Source organism: Desulfosceptrum tomskiensis (assembly GCF_049818055.1).
Taxonomy (GTDB): domain Bacteria; phylum Bacillota; class Desulfotomaculia; order Desulfotomaculales; family JASEER01; genus JBFLVT01.
This window is the reverse complement of sequence record NZ_CP187479.1, coordinates 1,249,675-1,271,197: the sequence shown is the minus strand read 5'-3', so window position 1 is coordinate 1,271,197 and position 21,523 is coordinate 1,249,675. Positions and strand designations below refer to the sequence as shown.

Annotated in this window: 21 protein-coding genes and 6 tRNA genes; 15 read left to right on the top strand and 12 right to left on the bottom strand. The window is 56.8% G+C overall.

Annotation, left to right across the window (positions count from 1 at the left end):
- Positions 1 to 17 precede the first annotated feature (17 nt).
- Complete coding sequence (locus ACPV0M_RS06485; RefSeq protein ID WP_425619866.1) at positions 18 to 947, bottom strand: L,D-transpeptidase family protein; 930 nt, start codon at positions 945 to 947, stop codon at positions 18 to 20.
- Between the two features lie 240 nt (positions 948 to 1,187).
- Here ACPV0M_RS06485 and ACPV0M_RS06480 point away from each other — a divergent pair, with 240 nt between their 5' ends.
- From ACPV0M_RS06480 to ACPV0M_RS06445, 8 genes are all read left to right on the top strand, one after another.
- Positions 1,188 to 3,392, top strand: a complete 2,205-nt coding sequence (locus ACPV0M_RS06480) for an SH3 domain-containing protein (protein ID WP_425619865.1) — start codon at positions 1,188 to 1,190, stop codon at positions 3,390 to 3,392.
- Between the two features lie 201 nt (positions 3,393 to 3,593).
- The gene (murI, locus tag ACPV0M_RS06475) at positions 3,594 to 4,403 is read left to right on the top strand and encodes a glutamate racemase (RefSeq protein WP_425619864.1); all 810 of its coding nucleotides are present in this window, start codon (positions 3,594 to 3,596) and stop codon (positions 4,401 to 4,403) included.
- Positions 4,404 to 4,428: 25 nt separating this feature from the next.
- The gene (locus ACPV0M_RS06470) at positions 4,429 to 5,430 is read left to right on the top strand and encodes a 2-hydroxyacyl-CoA dehydratase family protein (protein WP_425619863.1); all 1,002 of its coding nucleotides are present in this window, start codon (positions 4,429 to 4,431) and stop codon (positions 5,428 to 5,430) included.
- A 49-nt stretch (positions 5,431 to 5,479) separates the two neighbouring features.
- Positions 5,480 to 6,265: an MBL fold metallo-hydrolase gene (locus ACPV0M_RS06465; RefSeq protein ID WP_425619862.1), complete on the top strand. Its 786-nt coding sequence runs from the start codon at positions 5,480 to 5,482 to the stop codon at positions 6,263 to 6,265.
- Complete coding sequence (gene rph, locus ACPV0M_RS06460; RefSeq protein WP_425619861.1) at positions 6,252 to 7,007, top strand: ribonuclease PH; 756 nt, start codon at positions 6,252 to 6,254, stop codon at positions 7,005 to 7,007. Before ACPV0M_RS06465 ends, rph begins: the two co-directional genes overlap by 14 nt.
- Positions 7,000 to 7,611, top strand: a complete 612-nt coding sequence (locus ACPV0M_RS06455; RefSeq protein WP_425619860.1) for an XTP/dITP diphosphatase — start codon at positions 7,000 to 7,002, stop codon at positions 7,609 to 7,611. The genes rph and ACPV0M_RS06455 overlap by 8 nt, the downstream gene beginning before the upstream one ends.
- A 78-nt stretch (positions 7,612 to 7,689) precedes the next feature.
- Positions 7,690 to 7,763: transfer RNA gene (locus ACPV0M_RS06450), tRNA-Gly, on the top strand.
- Positions 7,764 to 7,828: 65 nt separating this feature from the next.
- A tRNA-Arg gene (locus ACPV0M_RS06445) sits at positions 7,829 to 7,905 on the top strand.
- 59 nt (positions 7,906 to 7,964) lie between these two features.
- Here ACPV0M_RS06445 and ACPV0M_RS06440 read toward each other — a convergent pair.
- Positions 7,965 to 8,132 carry a hypothetical protein gene (locus tag ACPV0M_RS06440; RefSeq protein WP_425619859.1) on the bottom strand — a complete coding sequence of 56 codons (168 nt, stop codon included), beginning with the start codon at positions 8,130 to 8,132 and terminating at the stop codon, positions 7,965 to 7,967.
- A 307-nt stretch (positions 8,133 to 8,439) separates the two neighbouring features.
- Here ACPV0M_RS06440 and ACPV0M_RS06435 point away from each other — a divergent pair, with 307 nt between their 5' ends.
- Positions 8,440 to 9,168 carry an HAD family hydrolase gene (locus ACPV0M_RS06435; protein WP_425619858.1) on the top strand — a complete coding sequence of 243 codons (729 nt, stop codon included), beginning with the start codon at positions 8,440 to 8,442 and terminating at the stop codon, positions 9,166 to 9,168.
- A 4-nt stretch (positions 9,169 to 9,172) separates the two neighbouring features.
- Here ACPV0M_RS06435 and ACPV0M_RS06430 read toward each other — a convergent pair whose 3' ends face one another.
- Complete coding sequence (locus ACPV0M_RS06430) at positions 9,173 to 11,209, bottom strand: MASE3 domain-containing protein (RefSeq protein ID WP_425619857.1); 2,037 nt, start codon at positions 11,207 to 11,209, stop codon at positions 9,173 to 9,175.
- A 583-nt stretch (positions 11,210 to 11,792) separates the two neighbouring features.
- On the opposite strand from ACPV0M_RS06430, the gene ACPV0M_RS06425 reads away from it, so the two are divergent.
- Both ACPV0M_RS06425 and ACPV0M_RS06420 read left to right on the top strand, forming a co-directional pair.
- Positions 11,793 to 12,242 (top strand): MerR family transcriptional regulator, encoded by a 450-nt coding sequence (locus ACPV0M_RS06425; RefSeq protein ID WP_425619856.1) that lies wholly within the window; start codon positions 11,793 to 11,795, stop codon positions 12,240 to 12,242.
- On the top strand, positions 12,235 to 13,044 hold the full coding sequence (locus ACPV0M_RS06420) for a hypothetical protein (protein WP_425619855.1): 810 nt from the start codon (positions 12,235 to 12,237) through the stop codon (positions 13,042 to 13,044). The genes ACPV0M_RS06425 and ACPV0M_RS06420 overlap by 8 nt, the downstream gene beginning before the upstream one ends.
- Positions 13,045 to 13,262: 218 nt before the next feature.
- On the opposite strand, the gene ACPV0M_RS06415 is transcribed toward ACPV0M_RS06420, so the two are convergent.
- Positions 13,263 to 13,421, bottom strand: a complete 159-nt coding sequence (locus ACPV0M_RS06415; protein WP_425619854.1) for a hypothetical protein — start codon at positions 13,419 to 13,421, stop codon at positions 13,263 to 13,265.
- 30 nt (positions 13,422 to 13,451) lie between these two features.
- Positions 13,452 to 13,676 carry a hypothetical protein gene (locus tag ACPV0M_RS06410; protein ID WP_425619853.1) on the bottom strand — a complete coding sequence of 75 codons (225 nt, stop codon included), beginning with the start codon at positions 13,674 to 13,676 and terminating at the stop codon, positions 13,452 to 13,454.
- A gap of 192 nt (positions 13,677 to 13,868) precedes the next feature.
- On the opposite strand from ACPV0M_RS06410, the gene ACPV0M_RS06405 reads away from it, so the two are divergent.
- The gene (locus ACPV0M_RS06405; protein ID WP_425619852.1) at positions 13,869 to 14,345 is read left to right on the top strand and encodes a DUF6789 family protein; all 477 of its coding nucleotides are present in this window, start codon (positions 13,869 to 13,871) and stop codon (positions 14,343 to 14,345) included.
- A 109-nt stretch (positions 14,346 to 14,454) separates the two neighbouring features.
- Here the strand turns inward: ACPV0M_RS06405 and ACPV0M_RS06400 are convergent.
- The 5 genes from ACPV0M_RS06400 to ACPV0M_RS06380 all read right to left on the bottom strand — a co-directional run bounded on the left by ACPV0M_RS06400 (position 14,455) and on the right by ACPV0M_RS06380 (position 16,132).
- Positions 14,455 to 14,539, bottom strand: a tRNA-Leu gene (locus ACPV0M_RS06400).
- A 91-nt stretch (positions 14,540 to 14,630) separates the two neighbouring features.
- Positions 14,631 to 14,706 (bottom strand) — tRNA-Lys (locus ACPV0M_RS06395).
- A gap of 6 nt (positions 14,707 to 14,712) precedes the next feature.
- A tRNA-Gln gene (locus ACPV0M_RS06390) sits at positions 14,713 to 14,789 on the bottom strand.
- Between the two features lie 10 nt (positions 14,790 to 14,799).
- Positions 14,800 to 14,876 (bottom strand) — tRNA-His (locus tag ACPV0M_RS06385).
- A 149-nt stretch (positions 14,877 to 15,025) separates the two neighbouring features.
- Positions 15,026 to 16,132, bottom strand: coding sequence for a stalk domain-containing protein (locus ACPV0M_RS06380; RefSeq protein WP_425619851.1), 1,107 nt, complete (start codon positions 16,130 to 16,132; stop codon positions 15,026 to 15,028).
- A gap of 299 nt (positions 16,133 to 16,431) precedes the next feature.
- Between ACPV0M_RS06380 and ACPV0M_RS06375 the strand changes: the two genes are divergently transcribed.
- Positions 16,432 to 17,907, top strand: a complete 1,476-nt coding sequence (locus ACPV0M_RS06375; protein WP_425619850.1) for a putative sulfate exporter family transporter — start codon at positions 16,432 to 16,434, stop codon at positions 17,905 to 17,907.
- A 44-nt stretch (positions 17,908 to 17,951) separates the two neighbouring features.
- A complete protein-coding gene (locus ACPV0M_RS06370; RefSeq protein ID WP_425619849.1) occupies positions 17,952 to 18,107 on the top strand; it encodes a hypothetical protein in 156 nt (51 codons plus the stop codon).
- An 81-nt stretch (positions 18,108 to 18,188) separates the two neighbouring features.
- Here the strand turns inward: ACPV0M_RS06370 and ACPV0M_RS06365 are convergent, their stop codons facing one another.
- Positions 18,189 to 18,989, bottom strand: a complete 801-nt coding sequence (locus ACPV0M_RS06365) for a DNA methyltransferase (RefSeq protein WP_425619848.1) — start codon at positions 18,987 to 18,989, stop codon at positions 18,189 to 18,191.
- A 41-nt stretch (positions 18,990 to 19,030) separates the two neighbouring features.
- Positions 19,031 to 19,864: a tRNA (adenine-N1)-methyltransferase gene (locus ACPV0M_RS06360; RefSeq protein ID WP_425619847.1), complete on the bottom strand. Its 834-nt coding sequence runs from the start codon at positions 19,862 to 19,864 to the stop codon at positions 19,031 to 19,033.
- A gap of 299 nt (positions 19,865 to 20,163) precedes the next feature.
- Here ACPV0M_RS06360 and tig point away from each other — a divergent pair, with 299 nt between their 5' ends.
- Positions 20,164 to 21,483, top strand: coding sequence for a trigger factor (gene tig / locus ACPV0M_RS06355; protein ID WP_425619846.1), 1,320 nt, complete (start codon positions 20,164 to 20,166; stop codon positions 21,481 to 21,483).
- The last annotated feature ends 40 nt before the right edge of the window (positions 21,484 to 21,523 follow it).

Sequence of the window (21,523 nt, the reverse complement as noted above, 5' to 3'; positions counted from 1 at the left end):
GTATGAATTGTTGGGGCCTATAGACCCAACAATTCATACATCTTCCCATCGACTCTGTTGTCGTATGGCAGCTTGTTGTCTTTACGGAACTGGATGACCGCTTTCAGCATAGCACTACCAAAAATGCCGTCAACCGGCCCGTTATAGTATCCTTTTTTTGCTAAAACACGTTGGACCTCCACCACAGCCGGTTCTCGTGAGTTGAGTACCAGGACCGGCCGTGGATAAGGCCCCAGGGGATTGCCGATAATGTAAACCGGTGTTCCGACCTTCACCCAGCGGTATAACTCTTCCACGTGGCTGTTAAACATCCTGATGCACCCGTGACTCGCGTAAGTCCCGATGGAACCCGGCTTGTTAGTCCCATGGATGCCGTAGATGCCCCACGGTACTGATAGACCCATCCAGCGCGAACCAAATCCCGAACCCCAGTGGGCCGCTTTGCGCTTAATCTTCCAGTTTCCAACCGGGGAAGGCGTTTCCGGTTTGCCGACGGCGCAGGGAAAAACACGGTGGGGCATACCGTCGTCCATAACAATCAGCTTCCGTGTTCTGGTGTCAATAACGATTGCCACCTCTCCTTTGGGAGGGGGCGTTCTTTTCTTTATTACGGGCTCGACGGACCTTGCCAGGACCCCCCAGGTATTGGCGTCCACAATCCCGTTCGGCTCAAGATGATTCATCGTTTGAAACTTGCAAACCGCCGCAAGAGTACGGGCGTCATATATGCCGTTAATGGCGCCCGCGTAGAGTCCGATCTGCTTTAGTTCCTGTTGCAGGGCCATTATGTCCTCTGCCGGCCCTTTGGCATAAGGATAGAGCGTCGAAATGGAATCACAGTCGACGGGGCACACAAAATACGGGCCGGCCAGGGCTTTCCCCGGCATGCCGAAGACAGACGCAAATACCAGGGCCAGCACTAGAAGTGTATAGCGCAAATTCTTCATCCTTTCGGTAGAAGTGTCTTCATTGGGTTTTGTACACTTTACGGCGCAACTTCTCGAGTTATTATTTCTCATTTTTTTGACACAAATCACGCTGAAAGGGGGTTAACGTTCTAGAAGCCTGATGGTTAGTTTTACTGTACATGGCATTTCCACATGCTTTTGGTATCGCCTGGAAGAGGAATTTCTCGAAATTTGTAGAATTAACCAAGACAGTAAGACGTTACACCAGGAGGGAATTCTTTGTGCCGTTATAGGGACTTTCTGTGCCTGTTCATCTTGTTTGTCGGGTTAGTCTTTGCTCAACTTTTCGTAACAGCCGGTGCCGAGGCCGGCCAGGTGGCGGTTGTCACCACCGACGTCCTCAACATGCGCGGCGGTCCCGGCTTGGGCTACGGAATTGTCGGTAAAGCCTGCCGCGGTGAGCGATTGGATATTTTATCAAGCGCCAACGGTTGGTACAAGGTCAACCGTTCCGGGGTAACGGGCTGGATTTCGGCTGACTTTGTGCGCGTTGAAGGGACAGTCGCCCGTTCCGGTAACGCTGGTCAGGTAGCCGTGGTCGCGGGTCCCTCGGTCAACCTGCGCAGCGGCCCCGGAACAAGCTTCGGCCTGGCAGGCAAGGCGAAGCAGGGAGAGCGCCTCGCTGTGCTCACCAAACAGGGCGACTGGCTCAAGGTTAAGACAGGTAGCGGTTTAACCGCCTGGGTGGCCGGCTGGCTGGTCAGCGTTAAGACGGTGGCGCCGCCGCCTGTTCCAGCCGGCACCGCCGGGCAGGTGGCCGTGGTGACGAACAACTGGGCGAACCTGCGCAGCGGCCCCGGAACGAGCTTCAGTATAGCGGGCAAGGTCAACCAGGGGGATCGCCTTGCTGTGCTCGCCAAACAAGGCGACTGGTTCAAGATTAAAACAAGCGCCGGCCTAACGGCATGGGTGGCCGGGTGGCTTGTAAAGGTCCAGGCCGCAGCGCCGCCCCCGCCAGGGACGGACGGTGATAACCAACCCCCGGCGACACAAAACCAGGTAGCGGTGATAACGGGCGCTCAGGTCAATATTCGCAGCGGTCCCGGTACTTCTTACGCTTTGGTGACTATGGTTGCGCAGGGAACCCGCCTTCCGGTTCTTAGCAAGGCGGGCTCCTGGTATAAAGTCTCGCTTTCATCCGGGCAACAGGGTTATGTCCGGAACGACCTTGCCCGCATTGAAAACGCCGGAGCGCAGGACGGCGCGGGTAACCCCAGCCTGCCCCCGGTTGGCGGAAGCGGCCCGGGGACGGGAAGCGGGCCGCCCGCGGGTAACAACCCTCCATCGGGTTCCAACAGTTCGCTGGTCGGAAAGGTGGCCCAGGTTGCGGTCCCGGTTATCGATATTCGCAGCGGGGCGGGCGCCGGCTCAAGCTCGATCGCCAGCGCTAGTAAGGGGAGTTCGCTACCTATCACCGCGGTCTCCGGTGAATGGCTGCGGGTTGAGACGCCCGGCGGGGCGACGGGCTGGGTCAGGCTCAGCGAAGTCACCATCACCGGTACGAGCCAGCCTTCCCGCGGTGACGAGTTCCAGGGAGACAACCTCACCATCAAGACCGAGGTTTCTGAAAACCGGACCAGGGTTATCATTCAAGCGCCGGCCGCCATGGAATACGCCTTGTTTACCTTGCGCAACCCGTATCGGGTTGTTGTGGACATCGCCGGTATTCCTAAAGGCGAGCTTCCCGGGGATATCGCGCTTAATTCTCCCGTATTGACCGGAATCCGTACGGGGTGGCAGGACGGCGGAACCAAGGCCCGGGTTGTTGCCGACCTTGTTGATTCCCTCGCCACGACACGCTACAAGACCCAGCTTTCTCCGGATCAGCGCTCACTAGTCGTCGAGTTTTGGCGGGCCAGCGGCGCTCTCACCGACCGGACAGTCGTCCTTGACGCCGGTCACGGCGGTAGGGATCCGGGCGCCATCGGCGCGACGGGTCTTCAGGAGAAAGAGGTCAACCTGGCGATTGTTCTTGAGGCCGCCCGCCTGTTGGAACAGGAAGGCATCAACGTCGTCTTGACCCGCTCGGCGGACGAGTACGTCGAACTGGACCGCCGACCAGCGATTGCCAATGACCACGGCGCCGACGTCTTCGTCAGCGTGCATTGTAACTCCAATTACAGCAGCAGTTATAACGGGACGAGCACGTACTATTCCGCCCAGAACGTTTCAGGGGAGACCGCCGAGCGCCAGCGTCTGGCCTGCGCCGTGCAGGATGAAATGGTCCGGGTGCTGGGCCTTAAGGACGGGGGCGTAAGAACGGCCGGCTTCGCCGTTACCAAGTACACGAACATGCCTTCCTGCCTTGTCGAGGTGGCCTTCATCTCCAACCCGAACGAGGAAGCCCTGCTGTCGACCGACAGCTTTAGGAACAATGCCGCGCAAGCGATAGTAAGGGGCATTATTAATTACCTGGGCAACTAGGTTGTCCGGTTCGATGTCATTACGAAATGCCCGGACTTTCGAAATCCGCCGGGCGGCGGTATTCAAAAGCACCGGGTCTTTAGGCCGCGTTTGCAGCGCGGCCTCTTAATTGCAGCCAGCAATATTTAGCAAGCACGATTCCTCCAGCAGCGTTTATAATGGAGAAGGAACATGCGGGCCACGCAAGGAGGCGGAAAACTTTTGGGCGAAGGTCGGGCCATCGGCCTTTTTGATTCCGGGGTGGGCGGGCTTACCGTCGTGGAAGAAATCTTCCGGCAGGTGCCCCACGAAGAAATCGTTTATTTCGGTGATACAGCCAATGTTCCGTATGGCGGGCGCCCGGTCAGCCAGCTGATTTCTTTCGCTGATCGTATCATTAACTTTCTGGTCCAGCAGGGAGCCAAGTACATTATCTTTGCCTGCAACACCAGTTCCTCTGTTTCACTGGGCGTCATGCGCGAGCGTTATCCCGTGCCGATGATGGGGCTGATCGAACCCGGCGCCCGTGCCGCCGTCCGGGCGACGAGCAACGGCCGTATAGGAGTTCTTGCCACCGAGGCGACCATACGCAGCGGGGCGTACGCTCGAGTTATCCGGCAACTGTCGCCGGAAGCGGAGGTTCTGGATATGCCGGCGCCGAAACTCGTGCCTCTGGTTGAAGCGGGCGAGCTTGCCTCCATACGTGCCGAGGCCGCCCTGCGCGAATACCTCGATCCCTTGAAACGCAGAGGCATCGATACGCTGGTCTTGGGATGCACCCACTACCCCTTCCTGCGCGATCTTATCTGTAAAATTCTAGGGCCCGAAATCGCCCTCGTCGATCCGGCTGCGGCTACGGTGGCGGCAGCCCGTAACGAGCTGGATGCGCTGGGCTTGCTGGCTTCCCCCAGGGTGAGCGCGCCGAACCACCGGTTTTACGTCAGCGGTGATGCCGCTTCTTTCGCCCGTGTGGCGGGGTTGTGCTTGCAGCGCGAGCTGTTGCGCGTTAACGAATTGCGGCTGACGGGCTAAAGTGGTTTGGGGCGAGGTGTCTCCCGTGAGCGCAAACAAGGTCGGCCTTACAACGACGATACCGGTAGAGGTGGTGTACGCCGCCGGATGGGTACCCGTCGATCTGAATAACGTCTTCATCACCAGCGACAATCCCGGCCGGCTGGTCGAAAAGGCGGAGTTGGCGGGTTATCCCCGCAACGTCTGCGCGTGGATAAAGGGCATTTACAGCACGGTGCTGGCCAGCGAGGACATCCGCGTGGTTATCGCCGTGACGCAGGGTGACTGTTCAAATACCCACGCCTTGATGGAAACACTCGAACTGGCCGGCATTACCACCGTCCCTTTCGCTTTCCCTTACGACCGCGACTACGATTTGCTGAAGCTCTCCGTCGAAAAGCTGATGGAGCATTTCAAGGTTGACTGGGTGGCCGTTAATGAAGCCAAGGCCAGGCTTGACGCAGTACGCCGGGATGTGCACGAACTGGACCGCCTGACTTGGGAAGAAAACCGTGTCAGCGGGTGGGACAACCATCTTTACCAGGTCTCGTGCTCCGACTTCAACGGCGATCCCGAGGCTTTCGGCCGGGAGGTCCGGGAGTTGATCAAGAAGGCCCGGGCCGGAGAGCCGAGGACCAACGAGGTGCGTATCGGGTACATCGGTGTTCCGCCGATCATGGGACAGCTTTACGCCTATCTGGAGGAACGCGGTGCCCGGGTCGTCTTCAACGAGGTGCAGAGGCAATTTACCATGCCGTTTCAAACCGGCGACCTGGTGGAGCAATACCGCCGGTATAGCTATCCCTACGGGATTTTTTACCGCATGGATGATATCGGGCGCGAAGTGGAACGCCGCCGGGTGGAGGGACTGATCCATTACGCCCAGAGCTTTTGCTACCGGCAGATCGAGGACCTGATTATCCGGCAGAAGGTCAAGCTGCCCGTCCTCACCATCGAGGGGGACAAGCCGGGAGAACTGGATGCGCGTACAAAAATCAGGATTGACGCATTTTTGGAGATGTTGCAATCCAAGACTGTTTGCCGTTAATTTGGAATGGATAAGGTAAAGGGAAAGGCAGTTGATGGGGGGATCGGCAATGCTCCTGAATGTCCTGGGGTGCTGGGGGCCTTATCCCGCGGCGGGGGCGGCCGCTTCGGGCTATCTCCTGCGCTCGGGCGACACCAAGATCCTGGTCGACCTGGGGCACGGCGCCTTCGGCGTACTTTCGGGATTGATTGACTTTCGGGAACTTGACGCCGTTTTTATCTCGCACTATCACCCGGATCATTGCGCCGATCTGCCGGCCCTGAGGCAGGCTATCAAAGGCGCCCTGAAGGACGGTTCGCGCACCAAGGGCCTCCTGCCTCTCTACGTGCCGGACCAGCCCCAGCCAGACTTTGAACGCATACAGATCTGCGCCGATACCTTTATCATTCACCCATATTCGACAATAAGGGCCGGCAAGGTCGACGTCGGTCCGGTCAGGGTGGAGTGGATGCCCGTCCGGCACGCTATGCCCTCCATGGCCCTGGCTTTTCAGGCCGGCGGACGCCGCCTGGTTTATACCGCTGACACGGCGTTTATGGAAGAGCTGGTCGACTTTGCCCGGGGGGCAGATCTGCTTTTGGCGGAAGCCAGCGGCCTCGACAAGGACATCGAGTTTGTGATGGACAACCACATGACAGCCAGACAGGCGGGTGAGCTCGGCCGGCGGTCTGAGGTGCGCTGGCTGAGTTTGACGCATCTCTTTCCCGAGTACGACGTGAACGATTTGAAAACCCAGGCCGGGGAGGCCTTCGGCCGTGAAGTTCTGACAGCCGCAGAGGTTCAGGTTTACGATCTGGAAGAAGACGATGGGAGGCAGTACGATGCCGCGTTTTGACGGTAGGGAAGCAGCAGAAATGAGGCCGGTTAAGATTACCAGGCACTACAACAAGTATGCCGAAGGCTCGGTGCTGGTTGAAATGGGTGGCACCCGTGTCATCTGCACCGCGACTGTGGACGATAAGGTTCCGCCCTTCCTGAAGGGACAGGGGAAGGGCTGGGTGACGGCGGAATACGGCATGATCCCCCGGGCGACCGAGGTCCGTGTCGCCCGCGAAGCCAGCAAGGGTAAGCAAGGGGGCCGAACGCTGGAAATCCAGCGCCTTATCGGCCGTTCGCTGCGGGCCGTGGTCGATTTGGAAGCCCTGGGCGAGCGGACGATCATCATTGACTGCGACGTCATCCAGGCCGACGGGGGCACCCGGACAGCCTCGATCACCGGGTCCTTCGTGGCCCTGGCCGATGCCTGCCACGCCCTGGTGTCTTCGGGGGTCATTCCTAAAATGCCGGTCAAGGATTTTGTCGCGGCGATCAGCGTGGGGATCGTTGACGGGCAGCCTGTTTTGGACCTGGCTTATGCCGAGGATTCGGCGGCTGAAGTAGACATGAACGTCGTCATGACCGGGGAAGGCAGGTTTGTTGAGCTCCAGGGGACCGGCGAGGAAGCTACCTTCAGCAGGGAAGAGGTAGACCAGCTCCTTGCTCTTGCAGAAAAGGGTATCAGCGATCTTATAAAGTACCAAAGGGAAGTGCTGGGCTCGGTCGGGGAGACTATCGGAAGGGGTGCGAACGATGCGTAGGCTTGTGCTGGCCACGAGGAATGCAGGCAAAGTCAGGGAACTTGCCGCCCTCCTGGGGCCCCTTGGTGTCGAAGTTGTCTCGTTAGCAGATTATCCTGAAATAGGTGAAATACCGGAGGAAGGGGATACCTTCCAGGAAAACGCTATCTTCAAGGCCCGGGAGGTGGCCCGTCTTACAGGAGAAACTGCGCTTGCTGATGATTCCGGCCTGGAGGTGGACGCCCTGAACGGGGCTCCTGGCGTGTACTCGGCACGCTTTGCGGGGGAACCAAAGAGCGATGCCGCCAATAACGCCAAGCTTTTGAGACTCCTAACCGGCCTCCCCCCGGAAAAACGGACCGCGCGCTTCCGCTGCGTGATGGCCCTGGCCGTACCGGACGGCAGGGTATACACGGCGGAAGAAACAAGTGAAGGAATCATCCTTGATGCTCCCAGGGGGGACAACGGCTTCGGTTACGACCCCTTGTTTTACGTAGAGGAATTTGGCAAGACCTTTGCCGAACTGGACCTCACGACGAAAAACAGGATCAGCCACAGGGGCCGCGCTCTGCGAAAAGTCAAAGACCTGGTTCTTGAGGTCCTGCAGGAAGAAAAAGCGGAATAACAGTTACCGCGGCAACTTGCCGGCAATTGATTTTGACTGCGCATGCAAGTTAGTATATAATAATAATGCTGTCTGTCTGCGGGTGTAGCTCAGTGGTAGAGCACCGGCCTTCCAAGCCGGGTACGAGGGTTCGATTCCCTTCACCCGCTCCATAGAACACTATCGACATTGGCCAAAGGCCAATGTCTTCAATTCCTACAGCTTACAGCGATATTGCGTCCCGATAGCTCAGCCGGACAGAGCAGCGGCCTTCTAAGCCGCGGGTCGGGGGTTCGAATCCCTCTCGGGACGCCAACTAACGAGAACTTTTACACCTTTGCTGCAAGGGCAAAGGTGTTTTTGTCAAAGACCTTCTACCATTCTTCGTAAAGGCCTTCTTCGCGGGGAAGGAAAGCGTTGTAGGGGCATTCCCGCGCGTTGTAGGTGGAACTGTCCACGGCAACCTCCGCGGTGCCGCACGTGCCTCTTCCGTGCGAGAAAGGCGCGTGGGCCATAAAGTGTTTGCAATCGCCGCAAGCCATTTGTACCGCCTCCGTGTCTTTTGCCCACAGTGTCTCACAAAAGGAGGCCGTTTAATCGCATTTTGCTCGTTTGTCGTCAGTCCCCAGGATTGCAGGAATTTGCTAGCAAATTCCTGCAAAAACCGTTCCAGTTGCTGTTGACCGGCGCCTGACCGCTGAATAGCATACTAAAAAGTCAGTGATGGGCGGGGAGGAGGATTGGATTGCACGGCGTGGAAAAATTGTCGTTAAGTATCTTGCAGCAAAGGGGTGCTCTGCGCTGGGGAATGCAGTAAGACTCTTTACGGTCGACCTTGATGGGTGCCTGATGCCCGGTAGGGACAGCGAGCTTGACTTTACCAGCTTCACCATGGTCAGGGAGTATTGTCGCCGGGCCGAAACGCTGGGTTTCCCTCGGCTGGTCCTCTGCACCGGCCGTCCGCAGCCTTACGTGGCGGCCGTCTTGCGCATTCTCGGGGCAATCTGGCCCCGGACCCCTTCGGTTATCGAGTCCGGCGCCTATCTTTACTACCCTTATGAAGGGGAGGTGCGAGTCAACCCGCTGCTGGAGGGACCGGCCCTGGAGCGCTGGCGCGAGTTGCGGCGTGATCTGGCCAGGCAGGCGCCGGAGATGCGCGCCCGGCCCGGGCTGGGGGAAAAAACAGGATTGAGCCTTTTCCCAACAGACGATGAAACGGTTGAACAACTGCATATCCGCCTGAGCGACCAGCTTATCGACGAAGGCCTGGAATTTACGCGTTCGAACATGTGCGTCGACATCACCCCCAAAGGAGTCAACAAGCAGAGCGGCATCCTGATGCTGGCCGAGGCTACGGGGATATCGGTCCAGGAAATGGTGGGTATCGGAGACAGCCTGAACGATATCGCCATGTTGACGGCTGTGGGCATCCCCACCTGTCCGGCGAATGCGCACCCGACCGTAAAGGAGACAAGCGTCTACGTTTCTCCGTACGAGTATACCCGCGGGGTACGGGACATTCTGGAGCATTTTGTTCCCCAGGCAGGTGGGTTGGATGCTCCGGGGTGCGACCGGTAGGCGTTTACTGTTTGGGTGGCGAGCATGGGAGAATGATCCTGAACTCGGTGCCCTGATCGACGGTGGAGTCGGCCGTCAGCTGGCCCCCGTGGGAGTGGATGATGGAGTAACAAATGGAAAGCCCGAGGCCCGTACCCTGTTCCTTGGTCGAAAAGAAGGGCGTTCCGAGCTTGGCTAGGTCTTCGGGATGGATGCCCTGCCCGGTATCGGCGACGGCGATGCAGACCTGCCCCGGGCCCTGCCGTCGGGCCTTAAATGTCAGCGTGCCTCCCTGAGGCATGGCCTGGATGGCGTTTTGGGCGAGGTTGAACAATACCTGTTTGAGCTGGCCGCGGTCGGCGTTGACCGGGTCCATATCGGGTTCGATGAAGAGTTCCACCCGGACGTTTTGTAGGAAGGCTTCGGCCTCGATAACGTTAACCACGCTGTGCAAGACTTCAGCGATGTTGAGCGGCTCGACGACGGGTTCCTTGGGGCGGGCAAACTGGAGAAAGTCGGTAATCAGTTGAAAAGCCTTTTCAGCCTCTTCCTTGATAATTTGGAGCTGCTGGTAGAGGGTGTCGTCGTTCTTGTAACGTTCCATCAAGAGCTGGGAAAAGCCGTGGATGGCCGTGAGCGGATTCTTAACTTCATGAGTGATCCCCGCGGCCATCTGCCCGACGAGGGCCAGTTTGACTCTCTGCTGCGTCATTTGCTCGCGCGCTTTCCAGAGAGAGATGTCCACGACATTGGCCACGGCGCCGATGATCTCTCCGCGCTGGTCCCGCAAGGCGTCTGTGGCTATCAGGTAATACTTGTTTTTGGCGCCTTGGACTTCGGTAAAATCACTGCGGCTTCCTGTCTTGATGGCAGCGGAGAGGCCCACCTCCGTCTTCAACTGCAAATTCTTCCGGAACACAGTCCGGTAATCCTTGCCGAGAATATTCTGGCGTTCCAGCGCGAACAGGCGTTCGGCCTCCCGGTTCACCGCGGCTATAATCCCGTTCCTGTTGACAACCACGATAGCCCCCATCGAAAGGTCGAGAACGGTACTGTGCAGGCGCTGCAAATTGGCGAGATCGGCCTGGGCTTGAACATCCTGAACGGTGATGAAGCCGCCCCGGATCTTGCCGTCTTCTTCGCGGATGGGGTAAGCGTTGATCTTTACCTGCTGGATGATCCCCGGCGTGCAGACCAGCGTCCCCTGCACCTCGGTTGCTCTGCCCTCGGAAAGCGTCTCCCGGACGGCCTCCCGGTCGCTGGGAGCCAGGCCCGGAAGTACCGCATCCAGCGGCCGTCCGATCACTTGCTTTAAACCCGTGGAACCAGCCATCTGGATGTAGGCGCGGTTGGCGAAAGTTACGGTGCCGTCGATCTCGGTAGTGACGATCGGGAGCGGGGAATTGTTTAAAACATAGTCCAGGCGCTGGCACTTGGCATCAAGCTTTTTGAAAGGCGTGTCAAAATGGCTTTTGACTAAACTGGCCAGGAAGCATGCATAGGCGCCGAGGTGGAGCAAGTGCCCCAGCAACGTCTCGGTGCTCCACTCGCTGGAGGAACTGATGAAGCAAAGCTGCCCCAGCACGATAATAAGGAAGGCTGATTGGAAGAGCAGGCCGTTGCTTTCGCGCAGTTTCCGGCGGTGGAGATAAGAGGCGGCCAGGAAAAGGAACATAACGAGAAACTCAAGGAGAACCTTGGCGGCGGTAACTCCGTTGTCTGGTGTGTAAAGGACGGGCAGTGCCCGGGAACCCAGAAATAAGCCTGCGGTTACGGCCAGGGCTCCCGCCAGGGTCATCGCTGTCCAGGGACCGACTCTGATACGGCTTTCGACGGTCATCAGGGGACAGAACAAGAAGGCGCCCGCCTGTGCCAGCCGGCCGGTCAGCCAGGCCTTGGCGCTTATGTCCGGGGCGTGGGGCTGGTACAGGGGCATTCCGGGAAAGGCGAGGATGTGCGCCAGGTCGGTTACCGCCGCAAAAAGAAAGAACAGCCCGAAGACGAAGTGCCGGCCCTGAAACTGAAACCGCGTATAGGAATTCCAGGCATTAAAAAAGATCACGGCAGCCAAAGCCGCCGCTAAAAGTCCGATCAGCGTGTGGAGAATGATGATCGATCGCGGTGGAAGAGAAACAGCACTTTGACGAGTGGCATAGACAATTATGCCTCCGATTACGAGACCCACAACAAGCAGTGTTAGGTGTCGATTATAGAAATATGTTCTTGTCATCTTTTTGCCTCGATATATTGCGGCTTTAACCTATTATTTGCTAAATAACTAATAATTCCTGCCTATTGCCATCTGTTGCTATATAAATCACTCGTCGACGGTTTGCGACAATCGTTGTGGAGCTGTTGAAAAACTTCCCCTGCCCAGCACTCAATCCGATGGTCGAACATTTTTCGATAAACCTCTGTCTGTTCACTAAGCGTAGACTTTCACTTTGGAGGAGCCCCATTGAGTGCTGGGTCGTCTTTGAAGAGTCCCGGGTTTTTCGACAGGCTTGTTGCTGTGGTTTCTTTGGTATTTCGACTTGTCATTAAGGGCCCTGGGCAAGCGTATTGTATTTTAGGTCTAAGACGAATTGTCCCGGGCGAGGTAACGGTGGGCGGCTTCGCAACAACTTTTCCGGGAGGGGTGTGTGATGCCGGTGTATAAGCGGGACGACTTGGCACAGCGAGCGCTTGGCGAGGGCCTTGACCTTGGCCGTAACCCCGTGCGCACCATCCGTTACTATTCCACGTTGGGGCTCCTGCCTCCGCCGAACGTGCCGGGTCCTTTTCGCCCGGCCTGCTATAATAGCGGACACCTGGAAGTGTTACGGGTCATCGAAAAGTATAAGTCGCAAGGGGTGCGTCTCCAGGACATCAGGCTGCGCCTGGACACGTGGGTGGGATGGAAGAGCTCCGCTCCAGCGGAGGCTGCAGGGGTCGTGCCGGTTACCCGGGAGGAAACGGCCGTCCTTCTTTCACGTGCATTGGCGCAAAACCGCAGTCGCCGGGAGGTTGCCAAACTGATCAACGAGTCCCTGGCCGGAGTGGACGGGAAACCTGTGTTCCCCGGATTGGTTGAGGGGTGCGATAGCGATGGCTGATCTGTTAAAGGCGCTGCGGCAAGCCGCGCGGTCCAAAGACTTCAGGGTCGCCGTTTCGGCGGTCGGGTCTATCGATCTCCGAGACGGCGGCCTGGAAGTTTTAAAGCGTTCTTTAGTCCGCGGGCTGCTTGTCCAGGTGCGTAACGAAGAGGCCGGAAGGCTTGGGGTGGTTCACTCGGCTTCCCTGAATGCGCTGGCGGGACTGCGCGGCTCCGGGCTCTACGTCTTCCGGGTCGCCGAAGAAGCCCCGGAAGCCCGTTTGCCTTGCACTTGCTCTGCCGTATATCCTGTCAAACGCCATCTGAAAAGATTAATCCGCAGGCGGAATTTAGTTTTTCCGGATGTTCCGGTGGACAAATGTCCCGTGTGTCAGGAAACATTTATCAGCGTTCAAGTCTTAGCGAAGATGGAGATGCTGTTCAACACCGATAAAGTTGAAACGTTTTGGCTGGATCAGGTGGAACAAGCCTGTACTGAGAGTACGCCTGAAGCATCCCTTGAACGTACGGAAACCGTAGAGGATGCTGCCGAGGATGTGAGCGGCGCTCCTGAGGACCCTACCATTGATGCTGACAGGGAGACTGTTGACTTCCCTCTGCCGCCAGCGGATACCGGCGGGGATACGGCCGGCATTCCTCCGGTAGGTCCAGCAGTCGCTGGCGAAAACTGCGCCGCAGGGGCAATGGAGTCTGAACCTGTCTATCCCGCTGTTCGTACGGCTCTCGGCCAACTGCCCGAGGACGGCCGGTATGTTTCCCGGAGAGACCTGGCGATGCTACTGGGGCTGCTGTGGCCCGAGTAATAGAAGGACAACTGCAAAACCCCCTCGCAAGACAGGGTTTTTGTTGGTCGCCGAGTTCGATGGATAAGCAAAAACTACGCAATAATAGCGTATTGACCGAAATGACGTCTTTACCCAGGCCGAAATCAATATAAAAGTGGACGGAAGGATCAGGAACGTAGGCACGATTGTGGACCCCATAGTACTAAGGTAGGGGGTCCGCATCCAACCTCAACGGTTTAAAACTCAAAGAGGAAATAGAAGCCGGCCACGGCCAGGAAGATGCCCAGGTACATCGTCCGCTGGGCTCCTGGCCGTGTCATCGCGCGTACCGCCGTCACGAGCTGGAGAAAGCCGATTGACAGGAGGATGGCGCCGATGATAGCGGTCGGTTTCACGGGCTTTTACCTCCGTTTTAAAGTTAAGATTTAGAAGCCCCGCCTGCGGAACGGCATGTAGTCCGGGTACAGGTTGGGGTCCTGCTCTTTCTGAATTTCCTTTTCGGTCAAATAGTTAACCTTCCTTCTTCTCCCGGTGCAGAACGTCGTGACCAGGGCTTCCTTCAGGCATCTGGAACACCCGTCTTTGCATTCCTCCTGATGCTGGCAGTCCTTGCAGTCGCAGGCCCCACAGGAGAGGTAGATCGGCTTCACTGTTTTGCTCCTTTCCGGTTGTCCTAGATTTAGGATCTGATAATCTCTCTGTATATGAAATCTTTCGACCTTCCGCAGGCATTTCATATCTTAGGATACAGCGCTGTATCTGTTTAAACGCCTTGGATAGATTTACAACCGATTTGGATAATCTACCTACAGGAAACTTTGGCGAGAGGGGATGCTTTTGACTTGGCGACCAGAGACGGACTTCTTGACCTGGAAATCAAGGACCGGCTGACTAGGGGTTTTGTCGCCGGGTTGGTCGGCGGCGTTGCCATGAATGTCGTCAGCCTTGCTTCTTACTATCTAAACCTTGGCGAACTGCGTTATCTTGACTGGGCTGGAATCATGATGTACGGCTTCAGGCCCCACAATTTTTTGTCGGCGGCCTTTGCCCAAGTGATCCAAATCCTTCAGGTCGGTATTCTGGGCGCAGTCTTTGCCTATCTGCTGCCCCTAACGACGAGCAGGAACTACCTCTTAAAGGGGTGGCTTTACGGGACGGCCCTCTGGTTCGGTTTCAACGGACTGACCCTGCTCTTCAAGTTGGGGCCCAAGATACCGGTGCACCTGGCGACAGCAGCGGTGGACTTTGTTGGCGCTTCCGTATACGGTTTGGTGTTGGCTCACACATTGCACTGGCTGGACGAGAAAGTGAAAGCATAGACAGGCGGGGGTGACTGCGCATCTTAGAATGCGCGGGGAATCCATCGCCACGTTTTAAACAAAAGGTTTCGGTTTAAGGACCGAAACCTTGGTTTTTTATTTAAAGCTTTGGTGCGGGCGAGAGGACTTGAACCTCCACGGGTGTTCCCCACCAGATCCTAAGTCTGGCGCGTCTGCCGTTCCGCCACGCCCGCGGTTGCGTCACTATTATAAGGCTCCGCAGTAAGCATCGTCAAGGCGCCAAACTAAAAGGCGCCCGACTAGGGGCGCCTTAATTCTCGATTATGGTGAGCCATGCTGGACTCGAACCAGCGACACCCTGATTAAAAGTCAGGTGCTCTACCAACTGAGCTAATGGCTCGTATTGTGGCTGGGGCGGCTGGATTCGAACCAACGAAATGGCGGATCCAAAGTCCGCTGCCTTACCAACTTGGCTACGCCCCAATAACATAATTGGGGTGGACAGAGGGCTTCGAACCCTCGACCTCCAGATCCACAGTCTGGCGCTCTAACCAACTGAGCTATGCCCACCACAAACTTCTTATGGCGTTAAGCGGTTTGGAGCGTGGCACTTGCGGCACACTCTAATGAGCCCGAAACCTGTGAATTCAGCACTCCGAGCGCCAATCCGCAACCCTTAGTATACCAGGAAGCCCGGCAGGCGTCAAGCAAAAACCCGGCTATTGCGGCAGCGGGACCGGGTAAAGGTACGCCTTCTGGTATCCCGGGTCTGACAATTCGCCGATCAGCCAGGTCTTGTTGCTGACCTCGGCAAACCAGTACTTCTCGCCGTCGAATTCAAAGTACGTGCCTTTCGAACAGGGAACGGCGACAGCAATGGCGGCGTGGTCCTGGAAACGCAGGAGCAGCGTCTTGTATCCCAACTGGCGTAAAAGCGCTGTGGCCAGGACGGCCTTGTCTTCGCAGTCCCCGCCTTCGATCAGGGTTTCAACGGGGTATCTGGGAAACTCCACGCCCGGTTTGTCGTTAACGTAAGGAATGGCTTCCTGGACAAAGCTGACGACAAGTTGCGCTTTGTTGTAATCGCTGAGTTTTTTATCAGCGGGTATGATCCCGGGCGCCAGCGATGCCATCACCCTGCTGTTGCCTTCCTCGGTGGCGTAGGGGACGTAAAACTGGTTTTGGTACTCGTCCAGCTTGGCCTGCGCCGTGGCCGGCGTGTCGCCGGGGACAACTTCGTGGCGGCGGGGCAGGTTGTGGTAATAATCGTAAAGGTCTTTGTCAACGGTGATATTCCAGGTGTACTTCAGACTGCCGGCCGACCACGAAAAACTCTTTTCTATCTTGGCGTTTTCGGGATCTTGCTTCTGTACGCTGCTTTCGGTCGTGGCGCCCGGGTCGGTAAGGGTCACCGTGCGGGTCTTGGGGTCCCAGTGAACGTCGCAGTTCAGCAGACGCCCGACTACACCCACAGGAACAACGACGCGGCCCGGGGGAATAACCTGAAACCCTACGCCGGCTTTACCTTCCTGGTGCAGGGTGACGCGCCGGCCGTTTCTGATGATGGAAACCTGGCCGCGGCTCCAGGCAATGTTGTTGTCCGAAACGCCGAGAGCCCTGGCAACAGCGCGGAGCGGCACGTACACACGGCCGCCTTCCACAAACGGGCGCGCGTCGGAAACCAGCCAGCGGCCGTCGGCGAAGTAGAGGAGGGAGCCGACGGTAAAAAAGGCCACGCGCGGGCCTGCGGCCGTTGGCAGGGCCAGGCACAGGAAGGTACCCAGCATCAAAAGTATTGTAGCGATCAAGATAGATCTTCTGAGCACGGTAACGCTCTCCTTGTGACAATACTCTCCTTTTATTGATTCGTAATGCTCTCTGTGGATTAAATGGGCATCAATTTCCTTTCCAAATTTTATCAAAATAGCTGGAAGTGTCGTCAAGATGACATTAAAGTGTCAGCGGACCGACAGTCACCTGGTAATAACGGTGCTATAGTGAAATTTAATACGATTACCTGGGTGACAAGCATTAGAAGGGGGGAATAAACTATCGCCCTAGCAGATGTTTTTACCAAATAAGTCAGTTTCTTAGATGTTTTAAACAGAATAAGGGAGGGAAAGGAATGTCCCAAGAGGGCAGAGTATCGAATGGCTCGCCGCTCCTCAGGCTGGAGGACTGGTGGGCGGTATGGCTCGGCGGATTTATCTTCCTTCTCGGCCTGGGGCCGATCTTTGGTACTGATCTTCTCGGATGGGCAGTCAAAACTAACATCTGGACCGACCTCTCCAAAGCCCTGGCGCCACAATCCAAAGAAGTGGCAATTTCGGGTATCGCCTCGCTTTTCTACACCTATCTGTTCCTCGTCATCGTTACCTCCATCGGCGCCGCCGCAATGGGCTGGAACCTCAAACGTTACATCGGCGGGTTCACTATCATCTTCTTTCTGACTTACGCTAGCTGGGTGGCCGGACACTACGCCTATATCGCCGCGACCAAGGATAAGCTTGAGAAGTTGGGTATTTCGTGGTCCCTGGGGTTAAGCGGGGAAATGGGCTTTATCGTAGCTATGCTCATTGGCCTCTTCATTGGTAACTTCTGTCTTGGACTAAGCAAGTATCTGCAAGAAGCCGCTAAACCCGAGTGGTTCATCAAGACCGGTATCGTCATCCTCGGCGCCGCTGTCGGCATCAAGGCCGTCAGCGCCCTTGACCTGGCTTCCACCGTCATCATCCGCGGCCTTTGCGCTGTTGTTGAGGCCTACTTGATTTACTGGCCGGTTGTCTATGTCATTTCCCGCAAGTGGTTCAAGATGACCCCTGAATGGGCCGCGCCTCTCGCTTCGGGCATTTCCATCTGCGGTGTCTCGGCGGCTATCGCCACCGGCGGCGCTATCAAAGCACGGCCTCAGGTTCCGATTATTCTTTCGGCTGTAATTATCGTCTTTGTGGCCGTTGAGCTCCTTATCCTGCCGTGGATGGCCCAGGCCTTCCTCTACCAGGAGCCTATGGTCGCCGGCGCTTGGATGGGCTTGGCCGTTAAGAGCGACGGCGGTGCCATAGCCAGCGGAGCCATCACCGATGCTCTGATCAGGGCCAAAGCCCTTGAGGTCATGGGCGTTAAGTGGGAAGAGGGCTGGATGCTCATGGCCGCCACGACCACCAAGCTCTTTATCGACATCTTTATCGGCGTTTGGGCCTTCATTCTGGCCGTTATCTGGTCGGTATACCGTATTGACAAAAAAGGCGGCGGGCAGAAGGGCGAGAAAGTCTCGGCCATGGAGATCTGGGAGCGCTTCCCGAAGTTTGTCTTCGGTTTCGCCGCCACCTTCCTCATCCTGTTGGTAGTCGGCCTGGCTTCGCCTGACTTGGTCAAACCGGCCAAGGAGGGGGCGGAATCGGCTAATACCCTGCGCGGCATCTTCTTTGCTCTGACCTTCTTCACCATCGGCCTGGTTACCAACGTGCGTAAGCTCTGGGCCGAGGGCATGGGGAAGATTGTGCTGGTGTACGCCGTTTGTCTGTTTGGTTTCATTCTCTGGGTCGGTCTCTTCATCTCATGGCTCTTCTACCGCGGCATTACGCCCCCGGTAGTCGGTTAACAGTGGTATCCTAATAGATGTATCTCATTAAGGAGGTGGTTTTTGTGGCCGAACCTCAGCGTGTTGAGCAAGTCGCCGCGGAACTTGAGGCGCAGGAATGGCACGACCTGCTTCCCATAGAGAAAAAGCTGATGGCCTGGTCTTTGGGCCTGGGCATCGCGTTGCTGATCTTCTTTATCTTCATCTTTGAGGTTTTCTAGGAACATCCAATTACACAGTGTCCTCGAAGTTAAGACCCGCTTCCGTATCTGGGGAGCGGGTCTTATTTTTCGTGCTTGGGGCTAGCGTTTCTGGAAAATCAGGAGATACTCATGTACCTTGTTAACCCTGAAGACGAAGGGGTAGCCGAGCGGCCTGAGGTTGTTGTAGTCTGCGCGGCGGTCCCAGATGATGATGTCGTCCAGGGTAAAACCGCGCCTTTTGAGTTCTTGGGTCAAATCAATGTGCAAGGGGTAAAAGATGTTTTTCTTGCGCAGGTCCATAACGTCGACGACACAATAGCCGTTAAGTTTAAGGCACTGGAGGGCGACGGAAAAAACTTCGCCCAGGGCGTTGACGAACTCACCGTAGTCGTCGATCCGGCTGAGGTCTCCGCGATGACCGGCGTAATCGCGCCTGGGACGGTAATCCGCTGTTCTCTTACGGCTCAAAATGTTCCAGTAGGGGGGCGATGTCACGCATAAGGCCGCCGAACCGGGTTCGACGTATTTACGCAACAGCGCGGCTTCGGCGTGGATGATCGCGGCCAGGCCGGGTTTCTCCGCCGTCAGACGCTGTTTGGCGAACTGCACGAAGGACGGGTCGATTTCCAGGCCCAGCGCCCGCCGTCCCAGGCGGGCGGCGGCGACGAGGGTGCTCCCGGTACCGGCGAAAGGATCGATCACAAGGTCTCCTTCATGGCTGAAAACCTCTATCAAACGCTGCGGAAGGGCGCAGGGAAAAGCGGCGGGATGGCCCATGCGTCGCTCCTCGGCGGTTTTGTTGACATCATGCCAGACACTTATGGAGTACCTGGCCCAGGTCTTCCCGTCGAGGGCTGTCCGGGGCCTGTTTCCGGTTTTTTGGGGCCCTTCTCGTGTCACAGTCTTCCCTCCGTGCTTCTGCAATGCGCGGGAATCCTGTTTTACTTACTCTGCTCCCGATGATCTTCCTCAACCGCGCTTTCCTTGTATGGCGGCAGGCCGACGACACGCCTGCCCAGGGTGAGGAATCCGGTGTGTCCCACCATGCGGTGATTCGGCCGTACGGCCTTGTTCCAGATGTACCAGTCCCGGACAAGGACTTCGACGGTTTCGGTCAAAGTAAAGGCGCGGCTGGCGCGCAGCGCGGTGTTGAACTTTTCGGCCTGGTTGATGGACGGCGTATAGGCCAATGCATAGCCTCCCGGCCGGACGGCGTCGGTTAGGGCCGGTACCGCCTCCCACGGTTCGGGCACGTCCAGGATCGCGGCGTCCAGATCGCGCTCTTCGATCTCCTGGTAGACACTGCCTAGTTTGAGGGTAACCTGTGGAGTTTCTCCCAGGAAAGCCTGCAGGTTTTGGCGGGCATGGCTGAGCATATCTTCGCGCACGTCATAGCCGGTAACGCAGCCTTCCCGTCCGACTTGCCGGGCTGCGGCGAGGAGGATGGCGCCCGACCCGATGCCTCCCAGGACCACGCGGGCGCCGGGAAAAATGTCGGCATAAAAGAGGATGTAGGCTGTGTCTTTGGGATAGATGATGCCGCTTTTCCGCTCCATGCCCATGGTGAAGTCCACAAGCGAAGGGGCGAACACCGAGAACTGCTTGCCCTGGGTGGTATGGAGTACTGTGCCGGGGGCCAAGCCGACGACATCGGCGTGGTTGATGAATCCGCGGTGCGTGGAAAGGCGTCCGGCAGGCTTAAGCTTTTGCAGGTAGGTTCGCCCCTGATGATCGATAAAAATAACGAGGTCGTTTTCGCGGAATACCCTGGTCAAGACAAACCGCCTTTCCATATGAAATCTGTAAGGTTACCGCATGCGCTCGGGCTGATTATCTTGGGCATCTTTTTAGCCTAGCCTTGAACATTCATTTAGATTCTAGTCTTGTTAAAAAATTCCCTGCCAGCTTGCGCTGATACCGGCGGAATGCTATAATGTGGGATGGAAGCCAGGGATACCCCTGGTATATTGTTTTTTTGTAAATGATTGAGACAGAGCGGTTATATTTATATGTAGACGCTTCTTAGTTACAGTAATATCCATTCATGGCAAGAATATTAGAGGAGGACTCGGGTATGAAGGCAACGATGGAAAAGCTTGAGAAGAACACCGTGGTATTGAACATCGAAGTTGAACCGGATAAAGTTCAGGCCGCAATGGATCAGGCCTTTAAGAAACTCGTACGGACGGCCAAGGTACCGGGATTCAGGCCCGGCAAGGTGCCCCGCGTGATCTTCGAACGCTACTACGGGAAGCAGCCTATTCTGGAAGAAGCCTTCGAAAGACTTGTCCCCGAAACATATGTCGAGGCTGTCCGTGAGCTTGCCATCGAGCCGATAGGGCAACCCGAATTTGACATCGTGAAGATGGAAGAAGGCGAACCCCTTCTCCTCAAAGCCAAGGTGGAGGTTAAACCGGAAGTCGTCCTGGGTGAATACAAAGGGCTGGAGATAACCAAACCCGTTCCCGAAGTTGCTGAAGACGACGTCGCCAGGGAATTGGAGAAACTGCAGAACAGGTACGCTAAGCTTGTGACCGTCGATGACGGAGAGGTGCAAAAGGGCGACATCGTAACCATCGATTACGAGGGCACGGTGGACGGAAAACCGTTCCCGGGCAGCAGTGCTTCCGACCGTACGGTTGAGGCAGGGATGGGATTCTTAAGCAAGGAAATCGATGATATTCTCCCGGGGATGAAGATCGGGGAGACCCGCGAGACGACGATGAGGCTTCCCGAAAACTACCATGCCTCTGAGGTCGCCGGCAAGGAGGCGACCATCAAGGTCACGGTTAAGGGGATCAAGCGCAAGGAAGTCGCTCCTCTCGACGACGAATTTGCCAAGGACGTTTCCGAGTTTGATACTCTGGAGGAACTTAAGGCGAATACGAGGGAAAAGCTACAGAAGGAGGCCGAGGAGAGGGCGGAGGCCGCTGTCCGGAACGGTCTTCTGGAGAAGGCGGTGGCCAATGCCGAAGTAGAGGTGCCGGAGGTTATGGTGGAACGCCAGGCGGAATCTTTACTGGATGAGCAGCTTAGCCCGATCCGCGATCAGGGGCTTACTGCCGAGGACTATTTCCGGCTGACCAACTCGTCGCGGGAAAGAATGCTGGAGGACCTGCGTCCCCAGGCCGAGTTCAGTGTAAAGGCCGAGCTGGTTCTCGACGCCATAGGGAAGGCCGAAGGGCTTACCGCGGACGAGGACGAGGTCGACAAGGAAATCGAGACGCTGGCCCAGTATTACAGGCAGGACAAGGGCGAGTTAAAGAAAGCCCTGGAAGAACGGGGCGCGCTGGACGGGATTCGCCGAACCCTCGTCAGGCAAAAGGCGGTTCAGTTCCTGGTCGATAATGCTAATATAAAAGAAGTTAAGGAACTGCCTGTCGTTGCCCCGTAGGGGCCGTGACAAATTTAGGCAACCTTTGCCTCTTTTAGGG

What these genes read in the sequence shown, in the direction of transcription:
- ACPV0M_RS06485 (WP_425619866.1), bottom strand. Translation starts at nt 947, where the DNA reads ATGAAGAATTTGCGCTATACACTTCTAGTGCTGGCCCTGGTATTTGCG.
- ACPV0M_RS06465 (WP_425619862.1), top strand. Translation starts at nt 5,480, where the DNA reads ATGCTCCTGAATGTCCTGGGGTGCTGGGGGCCTTATCCCGCGGCGGGG.
- rph (WP_425619861.1), top strand. Translation starts at nt 6,252, where the DNA reads ATGCCGCGTTTTGACGGTAGGGAAGCAGCAGAAATGAGGCCGGTTAAG.
- ACPV0M_RS06455 (WP_425619860.1), top strand. Translation starts at nt 7,000, where the DNA reads ATGCGTAGGCTTGTGCTGGCCACGAGGAATGCAGGCAAAGTCAGGGAA.
- ACPV0M_RS06440 (WP_425619859.1), bottom strand. Translation starts at nt 8,132, where the DNA reads ATGGCTTGCGGCGATTGCAAACACTTTATGGCCCACGCGCCTTTCTCG.
- ACPV0M_RS06435 (WP_425619858.1), top strand. Translation starts at nt 8,440, where the DNA reads ATGCCCGGTAGGGACAGCGAGCTTGACTTTACCAGCTTCACCATGGTC.
- ACPV0M_RS06425 (WP_425619856.1), top strand. Translation starts at nt 11,793, where the DNA reads ATGCCGGTGTATAAGCGGGACGACTTGGCACAGCGAGCGCTTGGCGAG.
- ACPV0M_RS06420 (WP_425619855.1), top strand. Translation starts at nt 12,235, where the DNA reads ATGGCTGATCTGTTAAAGGCGCTGCGGCAAGCCGCGCGGTCCAAAGAC.
- ACPV0M_RS06375 (WP_425619850.1), top strand. Translation starts at nt 16,432, where the DNA reads ATGTCCCAAGAGGGCAGAGTATCGAATGGCTCGCCGCTCCTCAGGCTG.
- tig (WP_425619846.1), top strand. Translation starts at nt 20,164, where the DNA reads ATGAAGGCAACGATGGAAAAGCTTGAGAAGAACACCGTGGTATTGAAC.